General features: G+C 43.8%; 11 protein-coding genes. 6 read left to right on the forward strand and 5 right to left on the reverse strand.

The features are described 5' to 3' along the window. The first annotated feature begins 55 nt into the window (after positions 1-55). From hslR to pckA, 3 genes are all read left to right on the forward strand, one after another. A complete protein-coding gene (hslR, locus tag GKR48_RS05195; protein ID WP_154627294.1) occupies positions 56-496 on the forward strand; it encodes a ribosome-associated heat shock protein Hsp15 in 441 nt (146 codons plus the stop codon). 28 nt (positions 497-524) lie between these two features. Beyond that, positions 525-1,397: an Hsp33 family molecular chaperone HslO gene (gene hslO, locus GKR48_RS05200; RefSeq protein WP_154627295.1), complete on the forward strand. Its 873-nt coding sequence runs from the start codon at positions 525-527 to the stop codon at positions 1,395-1,397. A 203-nt stretch (positions 1,398-1,600) separates the two neighbouring features. Continuing rightward, entirely contained in the window at positions 1,601-3,220 is a 1,620-nt protein-coding gene (gene pckA, locus GKR48_RS05205) for a phosphoenolpyruvate carboxykinase (ATP) (protein WP_154627296.1), read from the forward strand. 99 nt (positions 3,221-3,319) lie between these two features. Here the strand turns inward: pckA and GKR48_RS05210 are convergent, their stop codons facing one another. Together GKR48_RS05210 and GKR48_RS05215 are read right to left on the reverse strand one after the other, a co-directional pair. Next, a complete protein-coding gene (locus GKR48_RS05210) occupies positions 3,320-4,018 on the reverse strand; it encodes a pirin family protein (protein WP_154602147.1) in 699 nt (232 codons plus the stop codon). Positions 4,019-4,503: 485 nt separating this feature from the next. Beyond that, on the reverse strand, positions 4,504-5,700 hold the full coding sequence (locus GKR48_RS05215; RefSeq protein WP_336431118.1) for an NAD(P)/FAD-dependent oxidoreductase: 1,197 nt from the start codon (positions 5,698-5,700) through the stop codon (positions 4,504-4,506). Between the two features lie 378 nt (positions 5,701-6,078). Between GKR48_RS05215 and pitA the strand changes: the two genes are divergently transcribed. Further along, positions 6,079-7,566: an inorganic phosphate transporter PitA gene (gene pitA / locus GKR48_RS05220; RefSeq protein WP_154627297.1), complete on the forward strand. Its 1,488-nt coding sequence runs from the start codon at positions 6,079-6,081 to the stop codon at positions 7,564-7,566. A 99-nt stretch (positions 7,567-7,665) separates the two neighbouring features. Here the strand turns inward: pitA and uspB are convergent, their stop codons facing one another. Further along, entirely contained in the window at positions 7,666-8,001 is a 336-nt protein-coding gene (uspB, locus tag GKR48_RS05225) for a universal stress protein UspB (RefSeq protein ID WP_036950083.1), read from the reverse strand. Positions 8,002-8,434: 433 nt separating this feature from the next. Between uspB and uspA the strand changes: the two genes are divergently transcribed. Both uspA and gdhA read left to right on the forward strand, forming a co-directional pair. Further along, positions 8,435-8,869 (forward strand): universal stress protein UspA, encoded by a 435-nt coding sequence (gene uspA, locus GKR48_RS05230; RefSeq protein ID WP_006657449.1) that lies wholly within the window; start codon positions 8,435-8,437, stop codon positions 8,867-8,869. A 268-nt stretch (positions 8,870-9,137) separates the two neighbouring features. Further along, positions 9,138-10,472, forward strand: a complete 1,335-nt coding sequence (gene gdhA / locus GKR48_RS05235) for an NADP-specific glutamate dehydrogenase (protein WP_154627298.1) — start codon at positions 9,138-9,140, stop codon at positions 10,470-10,472. Positions 10,473-10,555: 83 nt separating this feature from the next. On the opposite strand, the gene rsmJ is transcribed toward gdhA, so the two are convergent. Both rsmJ and prlC read right to left on the reverse strand, forming a co-directional pair. After that, positions 10,556-11,326: a 16S rRNA (guanine(1516)-N(2))-methyltransferase RsmJ gene (gene rsmJ, locus GKR48_RS05240; protein ID WP_154602148.1), complete on the reverse strand. Its 771-nt coding sequence runs from the start codon at positions 11,324-11,326 to the stop codon at positions 10,556-10,558. Next, positions 11,319-13,361 carry an oligopeptidase A gene (gene prlC, locus GKR48_RS05245; RefSeq protein ID WP_154627299.1) on the reverse strand — a complete coding sequence of 681 codons (2,043 nt, stop codon included), beginning with the start codon at positions 13,359-13,361 and terminating at the stop codon, positions 11,319-11,321. The genes rsmJ and prlC overlap by 8 nt, the downstream gene beginning before the upstream one ends. Positions 13,362-13,471 lie beyond the last annotated feature (110 nt).

Genomic DNA, 13,471 nt, shown 5'->3' on the forward strand with positions numbered 1-13,471 from the left:
CTGACCATGGAGCCTCATTTTGGTTTGGCATTCAAACTAAGTGTGAGGAGGCACCATGAAGCCGTTATCGACAAATCAATCTTCAACAAAGCCATCATCCGCTGAGCCAGCTCGCCTTGATAAATGGCTATGGGTTGCACGTTTTTACAAAACACGTTCAATTGCTCGTGAGATGATTGATGGCGGAAAAGTTCATTATAATGGGCAAAGAAGTAAGCCGGGCAAAATTGTTGAATTGGGTGCGATGATAAAAGTACGCCAAGGAAATGATGAGCGGATTGTCGAAGTACTCGAGATCAGCAATCAACGTAAAGGCGCACCAGAAGCTCAGCTACTCTACCGTGAAACCGTAGAAAGCCTTGAACAACGCGAAAAGATGGCGATGGCACGTAAGATGAATGCACTCACGATGCCACATCCTGACAGACGTCCCGATAAAAAAGAGCGTCGGACTCTGCTAAAATTTAAACACACGAATTCCCATGAATCGTCTTAATAGACTGCCTGAGTAATAGAGAGAAATTATGGCTAAACAAGACCAACTCCACCGTTTTCTGTTTGAACAGCATGCGGTACGTGGAGAAATGATTACTGTCGATGAGACTTTTCATCATATTCTAGAAAATCATGATTACCCAGAAGCTGTCAAAATGCTACTGGGCGAACTGCTGGTTGCGACCAGCTTACTGACTGCTACTTTAAAATTTGATGGTGATATTACCGTTCAAATCCAAGGTGATGGCCCAGTTAAGTTAGCCGTGATTAACGGTAATAACTTACAACAAATGCGCGGTGTTGCACGTGTTGATGGCCCTGTTGTTGCGGGAAGTACGTTACAGCAAATGATTGGTAACGGGTTTATTGTCATCACGATTACACCAAAACAAGGTGAGCGTTATCAAGGGATTGTGGCGATTGAAGGCAACAGCATTGAAGAGAGTATTGATGCTTATTTCCGCCAATCTGAACAGTTACCGACTCGCTTGTTTATCCGCGTTAGTGAACAAGATGGCAAAGCGATTGCTGGCGGGATGTTGCTGCAAGTTTTACCTGCTGCAGGAGAGACTAGCCACGAGTTTTTTGATCACTTAGTGCAACTGACTGCGACTATCAAAGGCAAAGAGCTCAGCGAATTAGATGTGAAAGAGGTACTTCATCGTCTGTATCATGAGGAAGATGTCACTCTATATGACCCACAATCTGTTGAGTTCCGTTGCACTTGTTCACGTGAACGTTGTGAAGCGTCTTTAGCAACATTAACCCATGAAGATGTTATGGATATTTTGCACAAAGATGGGAAAATTGATATGGAGTGTGAATATTGTGGCTCACACTATGTATTTATTGAATCCGATATCATCGGGTTAAATAATGAGCCAAATCAGCAACTTCACTGATACGATTTAGCAACCTAATTATGTGACGAGGGTGCAATTTTGCACCCTTTTTTTATAATTTTAAAGAATTATAACGTGCTCTAAGTCTCATTATGAATTAAAAAAAATTATGCTTTTTCAATTCTTTGATAGCTATCGCTGTTAATTAGTCGTAAAGATTTATGATCGTCGGCAGAATAGCTATGTTTACCAGGAGCAATATAATGAGCGCTAAAAGCATTACCCTGAAGGATCTCGAAAAGTACGGCATTCATGACGTCGCTGAAGTTGTTTATAACCCAAGTTATGAGCTGTTATTTCAGGAAGAAACCAAGCCAGGTCTTGAAGGTTATGAACGCGGTACTGTCACTACATTAGGTGCTGTTGCTGTTGATACCGGTATTTTTACAGGACGTTCCCCAAAAGATAAATATATCGTTCGCGATGATGTCACCCGTGATACCGTTTGGTGGGCTGACCAAGGTAAAGGTAAAAACGATAACAAACCAATGAGCCAAGAGGTTTGGAGCAGCCTGAAACACTTAGTGACTGAGCAGTTATCAGGTAAACGTTTGTTTGTTGTGGATGCATTCTGTGGTGCGAACGCAGATACTCGTCTGAAAGTCCGTTTTATCACTGAGGTTGCATGGCAAGCTCACTTCGTGAAAAACATGTTTATTCGTCCTTCTGATGAAGAATTAGTGGGTTTTGAACCAGACTTTATCGTGATGAACGGTGCAAAATGCACTAACCCGAATTGGAAAGAACAAGGTCTGAACTCAGAAAACTTTGTTGCTTTCAACTTAACTGAGCGTATGCAGTTAATCGGCGGTTCTTGGTACGGCGGTGAAATGAAGAAAGGGATGTTCTCTATGATGAACTACCTGCTGCCATTAAAAGGCATCGCTTCCATGCACTGCTCAGCAAACGTCGGTGAAGAAGGCGACGTTGCGATTTTCTTCGGCCTGTCTGGTACGGGTAAAACCACACTGTCTACAGATCCAAAACGTAAGTTAATTGGTGATGATGAGCACGGTTGGGATGATGACGGCGTATTCAACTTCGAAGGCGGTTGCTACGCGAAGACTATCAACCTGTCTAAAGAAGCTGAGCCAGACATCTATGGCGCAATCAAACGTGATGCGTTATTGGAAAACGTCATGGTATTGGCTGATGGTTCAGTTGATTTTAATGACGGTTCTAAAACTGAGAACACGCGTGTTTCTTACCCTATTTACCACATCGATAATATCGTAAAACCAGTTTCTAAAGCGGGTCACGCGACAAAAGTTATCTTCCTGACGGCAGATGCATTCGGTGTGTTACCACCCGTTTCTCGTTTAACGCCAGAACAAACTCAGTACCACTTCCTGTCTGGTTTCACAGCGAAATTGGCGGGTACAGAGCGTGGTGTGACTGAACCAACTCCAACATTCTCTGCATGTTTCGGCGCGGCGTTCTTATCTCTGCACCCAACGCAATACGCGGAAGTGTTGGTGAAGCGTATGGAAGCAGCAGGTGCGAAAGCATACTTAGTTAACACAGGCTGGAACGGTACAGGCAAACGTATCTCTATTAAAGATACTCGTGCAATCATCGATGCTATCTTAAGTGGCGATATCGAAAAAGCCGATACCATCAAGCTACCAGTATTTGATTTAGAAGTCCCAACAGCATTACCGGGTGTGGATACCAATATCCTTGACCCACGTAATACTTATACTGATAAATCTCAGTGGGATGAAAAATCTAAAGACTTAGCGGATCGTTTCGTGAAGAACTTCGATAAGTACACTGATACCCCTGCAGGTGCGGCACTGGTTAAAGCCGGTCCTAAACTGTAATTTCGGGTAGCTCAGATAAAAAAGGCTCTACAACCATTGAAGATAACTTCATGGTGTAGAGCCTTTCCCATTGGTGTTAGCGTTTACTTACCTGAAAAGTTATTCCGCAGCAGGCAAGTCAAAAACTAAAATTTCACTGTCTTCATCAGCTTTAATGGTTAACTGATTTTCTTGCCAAATGGCTAAGCCATCGCTAGCCGTCGCTTTCTGCCCGTTAACTTCAATATTGCCTTTAACGACTTGGATCCAAACAACGCGTTTCTCTGCGATGTCGTAGGTGCTTTGCTCATTAGCTGGCAATGCCCAGCGCCATAAGGTCATGTCTTGGTTAACTTTCAGTGAGCCATCGCGTGCATCTGGTGATAACACCAATTGCTTACCACTTGTCGAATCAAAGCGTTTTTGCTCGTAACGTGGTTCGATGCCATTTTTATCTGGAATGATCCAAATTTGGTATAAACGCAGCTCTTTTTCATTGCTTGGGTTGTATTCAGAGTGACGAACACCTGTTCCCGCGCTCATGATTTGGAATTCACCCGCTGGGATCTGTTCCATATTGCCCATGCTATCTTTGTGCTCAACTGCACCATCCAGTACGTAGGTCAATATTTCCATGTCTTTATGAGGGTGAGTACCGAACCCTTGTCCCGCAGCGATGTAGTCTTCATTGATGACTCTTAACGCTGAGAAACCCATAAATTTCTCATCATAATAGTTAGCGAACGAGAAAGTGTGCCAACTGTCCAGCCAACCGTGGTTTGCGTGTCCGCGTTCATTTGCTTGGCGTAAATAGATCATTGAGTCATCTCCTTAAAAGCGGATATCCAATTTTCATTGGGCTCTTGCTTAACTTGTTGATGACAGTTTAGCCAAATTGCAGAAAGAGAAAAGTAGGCGGTATTAACCATAGGATCCAAAAAATTTGAATAAGATTCCGAGGTATCACTAAGATGATTTGCGGTATGAAATGGCAAGTTTTAGCAGGGGGGAGATACAGTGTATCAATAGCAGGGCACAGATAAAAAAATAGCCAGCATAAGCTGGCTAAAGTAAACACTGGAAGCAATGTGAGCAATGTCGTACCTCCTACAAGAGACTGACTAAGTTAAGTCGCCTGCGGAAGATGTGATAATGATAATAGTTATCACTATCGTTTGTAAAGCGTTATTTTTAACCAATTTTAGATTTATTTAAACCCAGTGCTCAACTGCCTGATTTGGTTGAAATTAAATAATATCCATTATTTTTCAATGGATTAAATAATTTCATAAAAGGGTGAGCGATTAAGCTTGATGGGGTAAGTTTTCCGCACACGCAGAAGCGGAACTCCACGCCCATTGGAAATTGTATCCCCCTAACCAACCTGTCACGTCCATCACTTCTCCAATAAAATAGAGGCCGGAAGACTTGAGCGATTCCATGGTTTTGGATGAAATTTCATGAGTATCAACGCCGCCAAGGGTTACTTCCGCAGTACGATAGCCTTCTGTGCCGTTGGGTTGTACTTGCCAGTTATGCAGTGTGTCATCGAGAGCATCAATCTGTGCGTGGGTGAGCTGCTTGAGTGGGCAATCTGGAATCTGTCCAAGTTGTTGTAAAACTTCAATTAAGCGTTTAGGCAACAGCGTCGCTAAGGTATTTTTGAGTGATTGATTAGGGCGCTGCTGTTTCTCATTGGTCAGAAATTCCCCCAATGAAAGATCTGGAAGTAAGTTAATACTCACATACTCTCCAGGTTGCCAGTAATTTGAAATCTGTAAAATCGCTGGACCGGATAACCCTCGGTGGGTAAACAGGATATTTTCTTTAAATAGGACGCCGCTGGCGGATGTGACGGTTGCCGCCACGGAAACCCCAGAGAGGGCTTGCAGCGCTTCAAGTAGAGGCTTGTGTAAGGTAAAGGGAACGAGTGCAGCACGGGTAGGGATAATGCTGTGCCCAAATTGTTCGGCAAGGCGATAGCCAAACGGAGTTGCACCCAAACCTGGCATTGAAAGCCCCCCAGTCGCAACCACCAGTAAGCGAGTACTTACTTGATCCCCATTTACCGTGACAACATATCCGTCATCTGTTTTGTCGACTTGGGTGACTTCACTGCGTAGCTTGATAGTGACATTGGGCTGATCGCACTCACTTTTCAGCATATCGACGATATCTTGCGCACTATTGTCGCAAAATAGCTGTCCTAAGGTCTTTTCGTGATAAGGGATCTGATATTTACCAACAAGCTCAATAAAATCCCACTGTGTATAGCGAGCAAGTGCTGACTTACAAAAATGAGGGTTAGTCGAGAGATAGTTATTGTGATCGGCGTACATATTGGTGAAATTGCATCGACCACCACCGGACATCAAAATTTTACGCCCTAATTTTTTGCCATTATCCAGCACAAGGGTGTTTAAACCGCGCTTACCCGCGAGTGAAGCACAAAATAGCCCAGCAGCACCTGCACCTAAAATAATAACATCGATATTTCTCACAATTGGAATTCTCTATATATATTTGATTTTAATCGTAATTACGATAATTAATACCGCTATTTTACGCGATTTAGCGCCGGTTGTAATGCAACGGATCATCGAAGAATTAATGAAAAGTATGGTAGACGTATTATAATTAGGAAAAATCGCGAAAAAAGACTATTTCCCCCAGATTTTCACAAATTATCATAAAAAAAGTTTCAAAAATTCAGAATAACTTTAATTATGGTAACTGGATGATATTAAAGGGATAGTTTGTGTTTGATGGTTTTTTGATTAGTATTTAAATCAAAAAAAGGTCAGATTTCGCTTCCACCGCTAGCGTTTGTCACTGATAATGCGCCGCGTTCATGTCCAACATATAATGGCTTAACGTCTATGCTACATCTTTTTACAGGTTTAGAATTTTACACAGGTCTTTTGTTAGTTCTAGCACTGTTATTTGTGCTGTTCTATGAGGCGATTAATGGCTTTCATGATACTGCTAACGCGGTCGCGACGGTGATCTACACCCGAGCAATGCGTGCTCAGTTTGCGGTTGTCATGGCCGGGGTATTTAACTTTTTCGGTGTCTTGCTGGGAGGGTTGAGCGTGGCATACGCCATTGTTCATCTTTTACCAACAGACCTTCTCCTTAACGTGAGTTCTGCTCACGGCCTTGCAATGGTCTTTTCATTGCTACTGGCTGCTATCATCTGGAACCTTGGAACCTGGTATTTAGGGATTCCTGCATCAAGTTCTCACACGCTGATCGGTGCAATTATTGGTGTTGGTTTGACCAACGCAATTGTGACTGAATCTTCGGTGGTTGATGCGCTGAATATTCCTAAAATGATCAGCATTTTCATGTCCTTAATTCTTTCTCCTGCTATCGGTTTTGTGATTGCTGGGCTGATGATTTTTGTGCTACGCCGTTATTGGAGTGGAACCAAAAAACGTCGCCGTATTCACTTAACGCCAGCTGAGCGTGAGAAGAAAGATGGTAAACGTAAACCCCCATTTTGGACGCGTACTGCATTGATCCTGTCTGCTGTCGGCGTGAGTTTCTCTCACGGCGCGAACGATGGGCAAAAAGGTATCGGTCTGATTATGCTGGTGTTAATCGGTGTTGCGCCAGCAGGCTTCGTCGTTAACATGAATTCTAACGGTTATGATATCGCGAGAACGCATGATGCGGTGGTTCATCTGCAACAATACTATGAAACACATAAACCAGCGTTAAACCACGCGATTGAAAATACGCCAATGGTCGCTGAGAGCAAGCCTGAAGAAGGCGAGTTCCATTGTGATAGTTCACGTACCCCGATCATCTTAAGTCAAGCTCAGAAGATGCTCAGTGGCATTCAGAGCTATGATGAGTTAACACCTGACCAGCGCAACCAAACTCGTCGCTTGTTAATGTGTATCTCCGATACTGCGAATGCGGTGGCGAAGTTACCAGAAACTAGCGCGAAAGATGCAAGCTTACTGAAAAAGCTGAGTAATGACCTGCTGTATACTGTTGAGTATGCACCGTTATGGATTATCGTTGCTGTTGCGTTAGCACTGGCGCTAGGTACCATGTTCGGCTGGCAGCGTGTTGCGGTGACTATCGGTGAGAAAATCGGTAAGAAAGGTATGACTTACGCACAAGGTGTATCGGCTCAGGTCACTGCGGCGGTCTCTATCGGTGTGGCAAGTTATACAGGTATGCCTGTTTCAACAACCCAAGTTCTCTCTTCTGCGGTAGCGGGTACGATGGTCGTTGATGGTGGTGGTGTTCAGAGCAAGACGATTAAGAGCATTGCGCTTGCATGGTTACTGACGCTTCCTGTTTCCATCATTCTGTCTGGTGTACTGTACTGGATTGCGCTGAAGATTATCTAATTAGCGTTAGATAAGACAAAAGCATTTTAAAATAGTGATGATCGGTTTCCGGTCATCACTATTTTTTTGCTTAGAATAAAGGGAATAACAAACGCGAGGTTAATTGGCTATCACCATATAGACCAAACTCACAACGACTAAAATGCTCAACCGGCTGATCAACATAAACTGCTTACGAATACGTTCACAACGGAATATCACATCAGGATCGTAGTGCTCAAGGTACTGTTTGGTATTGATATAGCGGACCAGGCGCAATTGCTTGTTCAGCTGGCCGTGAGTCGTGAAAAAGCCATTACCATCAACGGATTGATAAAGTAGGGGATCAGAATCCCTCAGAATAGATAATAAAACGCGAATAGATGAAAAATAGCGCATCATATTTAAGATGCACAAAATGCAGAGTGCCCAAAATAATGCAATTACACTGAACATAATCCCCTCCTTAGAACGAACCTAAATTGCCCCGTTGTCACTAAAGGAAATACCGCCAAAATATTGCACTAACATCATTTATTTTCATTGTAGGGCATGTCGTTACTTAAACACAATTCATTGCTTAAAAAAAGTGCAGATGGTTCAAGTTTTGACTTCAAAAAAGCGGCCATCACGAGCTGTTAATTTACAGATTGTTGATTACACTTACTGGCATTGCGGTAATTCGAATTTTGAGCCGATATATATTAATATTGAATGAATGATGTTATTGTTTTATCAAATGTTCTGTCTTTTAATCCTTAAAAATTAATCTGCTAGATGTGATCAAAACGACACTTAGTTATCGCGATTAGCAGGTATAGTATATTCATAAGATATTGGTGAACGTCGTTAACCACCAGTTAAATCAGCATTTGGAAGGAGTTTACTTATGGCTTATAAACATATTCTTGTTGCGGTTGATTTATCACCTGAAAGTAAAGTTTTACTGGATAAAGCAGTTTCTATGGCAAAACCGTACGGAGCCAAAGTCTCTATGATCCATGTTGATGTTAATTACTCGGATCTGTACACCGGTCTTATCGATGTGAATTTAGGTGATATGCAACAGCGCATCACTGATGAAACTCGTAATTCACTAAAAGACCTTTCCGCAGGTGCGGGTTATGACATCCAAGAAACCCTCAGCGGTAGCGGTGACTTAGGTCAGGTGTTAGTGGATGCTATCAAAAAATACGACATGGACTTAGTTGTTTGCGGACATCACCAAGATTTCTGGAGCAAGTTGATGTCTTCAGCTCGCCAGCTAATCAATACTGTTCATGTGGATATGCTGATTGTTCCACTGAATGATGAAGAAGAATAATTTATTACAGACAAATTGAAATATTATTCACTGAAAATGCCTGCTTATGCAGGCGTTTTTTTTGCGACAAAATAATCGTCTGAAGGGAGTGATTGGCAGGTCAAGCAATTTTTTTTTCAAATGAGTAAAAAAAAACCTTGAATTGAGAATATAAACTAATGATATATTCAATAGGCAAACACAAATCGACCTCACATTTCCTAAAAAAAAAGATAAGAAATAGTGAGGCACCTCACAACAATATCCACATTGAAAAAGGAAGACAAAGATGGCGCAAACACTATCTTCATTCTTGGAGTCTGTCCAAAAAAGAGACCCTTCACAGCCTGAATTCCTGCAAGCAGTGCGTGAAGTATTCACTTCTCTTTGGCCTTTCATTGAACAAAATTCAAAATATCGCGATCAAGCACTTCTCGAACGCTTCGTTGAGCCAGAAAGAGTGATCCAGTTCCGCGTGTGTTGGATGGACGATCAAGGCAAGGTACAAGTTAACCGCGCATGGCGTGTTCAATTTAGCTCTGCGATTGGTCCATTCAAAGGCGGCATGCGTTTCCACCCATCCGTTAACTTATCCATCCTGAAATTCTTAGGTTTCGAACAAACCCTCAAAAATGCACTGACAACCCTACCAATGGGCGGTGCAAAAGGCGGTTCTGACTTTGACCCTAAAGGAAAAAGCCATGGTGAAGTGATGCGTTTTTGCCAAGCATTAATGACAGAACTTTATCGCCACTTAGGGGCTGATACTGACGTTCCTGCTGGTGACATCGGGGTGGGCGGTCGTGAAGTTGGCTTTATGACTGGGATGATGAAAAAACTGTCTAATGACACCTCTTGCGTTTTCACCGGTAAAGGTCTGTCATTTGGTGGTAGCCTAATTCGTCCAGAAGCGACCGGTTACGGTCTTGTTTACTTCACTGATGCGATGCTCAAACGCCATGGTTTAGGCTTTGAAGGCATGCGAGTGGCGGTTTCAGGTTCGGGTAACGTTGCTCAGTACACCATTGAAAAATGTATGGAATTAGGTGCAAAAGTCGTTACTGCATCCGACTCTAGCGGTACTGTCGTGGATGAAGCCGGTTTCACCCCTGAAAAACTAGCACGCTTAGAAGCTATCAAAAACAACTACGGCCGTGTTGAAGAATACGCGAAAGAGTTTGGTTTGACTTACTTAGCAGGCAAGCAACCTTGGGGTGTTCCAGTGGATATCGCACTGCCATGTGCAACACAGAACGAACTGGATGTGGAAGCGGCTAAAGTGCTGATCCAAAACGGTGTTAAAGCTGTCGCGGAAGGCGCAAACATGCCAACTACTATTCCTGCAACTGAGCTGTTCCTTGAAGCAGGTGTTCTGTTTGCTCCAGGTAAAGCAGCAAACGCTGGCGGTGTTGCAACTTCTGGTCTAGAAATGGCGCAGAACGCAGCACGCTTAAGCTGGAAAGCAGAAAAAGTGGATACGCGTTTACACCACATCATGTTGGACATTCACCACCACTGTGTTGAATTCGGTGGCGAAGCCAAACAAACCAACTACGTCCAAGGCGCGAACATTGCAGGCTTTGTTAAAGTCGCTGACGCTATGTTTGCACAAGGCGTTGTGTAAGGTTTAACTCAAAACGTAAGCGAAAGGGCGGTCGTGCAAGTTTGTCTGTGATAAACCGTACAAACGCCCTTCGCCGTTACGTTTTAATCGCTGTGTTTAATACAGGGATAGATATCAAATCGATGGCTTTTGGTTGTGACTGCTGAAGGTGCTTTTTGCCCCGCAAGCGGTTCAGCGTAATCAGGTCGCTTAACCACAACACGGCGTTTTGCCAGCGCAATGGCTGGTGCCAGTAAAGAATCTGCATCATCATCAGCCCCGACCAATGACTGAAACACCCGCATCTCTTTTTTCACTAATGCACTTTTTTGCCGATGTGGGTACATCGGGTCGAGGTAAATCACGTCTGGCGCTTCAGTTATTTCGGCTAATGCGGTAATACTTGATGCGTGGATCAGTGACATTCGTGATTGTAACCATTCCCCAATTTCAGGGTCTTGATAGCCACGTTGCAAACCATCATCAAGCAGTGCAGCCACCACCGGATGACGCTCTAACATTCGCACTTTACAGCCCAAAGCTGCCAGTACAAAAGCATCGCGTCCTAGACCAGCTGTTGCATCAATCACATCGGGTAGATACTCTTTTTTGATCCCCACCGCTTTAGCAACTGCCTCACCGCGCCCACCACCAAATTTACGGCGATGCGCCATTGCACCTGAGACAAAATCCACAAAGATGCCGCCTAATTTTGGCTCATCCATTTTGCGTAATTGCAGGTTTTCGGGGGTTAACACCAATGCCATCAAGGCGTCAGGTGTATGCGTGAGTTGCCATTTTTCAGCAAGTTGATTGAGAGTGCCGATATCGGCACCCTCTTCACAGATTAATTGGATAGCAATCTTCTCAGCCATGAATACCGTAGCTCTTCAACATCGCATCTAACTCTGGCTTACGACCACGGAAACGTTCGAACAGTACCATCGGCGCTTCAGAGCCCCCGCGACTTAAAATATTGTCGAGGAAGGATTGGCCAGTTTGGCGATTAAAAATGCCTTCTTCAGAGAAGCGAGAAAAGGCATCAGCAGCCAGGACATCCGCCCATAAATAGCTGTAATAACCCGCAGCGTAACCGCCTGCAAAAATATGGCTAAATGCGTGTGGGAAACGTCCCCATTTTGGTGATGGCACCACTGCAACTTTTTCTTTGATGGCATACAGTGTTGGCATCACTTGCGCGCCTTTTGCTGGGTCATATTCTGCGTGTAAGGTGAAATCAAACAGACCAAACTCCAGTTGGCGCAGTACAAACATCGCAGACTGGTAGTTTTTCGCAGCTAGCATGCTTTGTAGCATATCGGATGGTAATGGCTCGCCAGTTTCATAGTGACCGGAGATAAACTCAAGGGCTTCAGGCTCCCAGCACCAGTTCTCCATAAATTGGCTTGGTAATTCAACAGCATCCCATGGAACCCCATTGATACCCGCCACATCGGCCACATCAATCTGGGTCAGCATATGGTGGAGACCATGACCAAATTCGTGGAACAGGGTGATGACTTCATCGTGGGTAAATAAAGCAGGTTTATCCCCTAGCGGCTTATTAAAGTTGCAGGTTAAATAAGCAACAGGATTTTGCAGCGCACCATCTTTATGCACCATGCGACCCACGCAATCATCCATCCATGCACCGCCGCGTTTATGCTCGCGAGCATATAAATCGAGATAGAAGCTACCGCGTAGGGTATTGGTATCATCATACAGTTCGAAGAAACGGACATCATCGTGCCAAGTTTCAACATCATGGCGCTCTTTCGCCGTTAAACCATAAATACGGTGAACCACTTCAAATAGCCCATTTAATACGCGCTGTTCTGGGAAATAAGGACGTAATTGCTCATCATTAAGTGAGAATTTATGCTGTTTTTGTTTTTCGCTGTAATAGGCTAAATCCCAAGATTCGAGGGTTTCAACACCATAATTTTCTTTCGCAAATGCGGTCAGTTCCGCGAGTTCTTCTTTACCTTGCTGATGAGCGCGGTTAGCCAAATCATTTAGGAAACCTAAAACTTGTTCAGGGGATTCCGCCATTTTTGTTGCGAGAGATTTTTCTGCGAAGTTTTTAAAACCAAGCAGTTGAGCCAGTTCATGTCGTAGCGCCATTAATTCATCAATAAGTTCGCTGTTATCCCATTTACCAGCATTCGGGCCTTGGTCTGAAGCTCGGGTACTATAGGCATAGCTCATTTCACGGCGCAGTTCAGCGTTATCCGCATAGGTCATAACTGGCAGGTAACTTGGCATATCCAATGTCAGTAAGTAGCCTTCTTCACCTTTGGATTCCGCCATCGCTTTTGCTGCGGCGATAGCGCTTTCTGGCATACCTGCCAGTTCGTTTTCATCTTTAATGAGTTTTGACCAACCCATTGTGGAATCTAGGACGTTATTACCAAACTTAGAGGCGATTTCCGATAAACGTGCGACGATTTCACCATAACGTTGCTGTTTTTCAGCAGGTAAACCAATACCGGACAGCTCAAAATCACGCAGGGTATTTTCGATAGATTTACGTTGAGCTTGGCTTAATTGATTAAATCCAGCGTCTTCTTTGAGGGATTTATAAGCTTGATACAGTGGCTCATGTTGTCCCATCCATGTACTGAATTCGGACAGTAATGGCAGGCATTGTTCATAAGCTTCACGCAGTTCAGGGCTATTTTTAACAGAATGTAGATGGCTCACTGGGGACCAAACGCGGGAGAGTTTATCGCTCGCTTCTTCTAATGGTTGGCATAGGTTGTCCCAAGTGTAGTGGCTGTTGGCCGCCAGAATATTTTCAACGGTTTGGCGATATTCGCCTAAAACATGTTCAACTGCTGGGAAAATATGTGCTGGTTCAATATGTTCAAAACGGGGCAATGCGGAATTGGCTAATAATGAGTTTGTCATAAAAAACATCCTTGAATGCAGGCTTGCGCTCGGGAGCCAAGGCTTACTGTGCTGACAATTAAAGTGTTGGCGGGGTGATTTTGAAATCAGCGCGCCGTATGTAGACATAA

The sequence above is a fragment of the Providencia sp. wls1943 genome (assembly GCF_009706275.1).
Classification (GTDB): Bacteria; Pseudomonadota; Gammaproteobacteria; order Enterobacterales; family Enterobacteriaceae; genus Providencia; species Providencia zhijiangensis.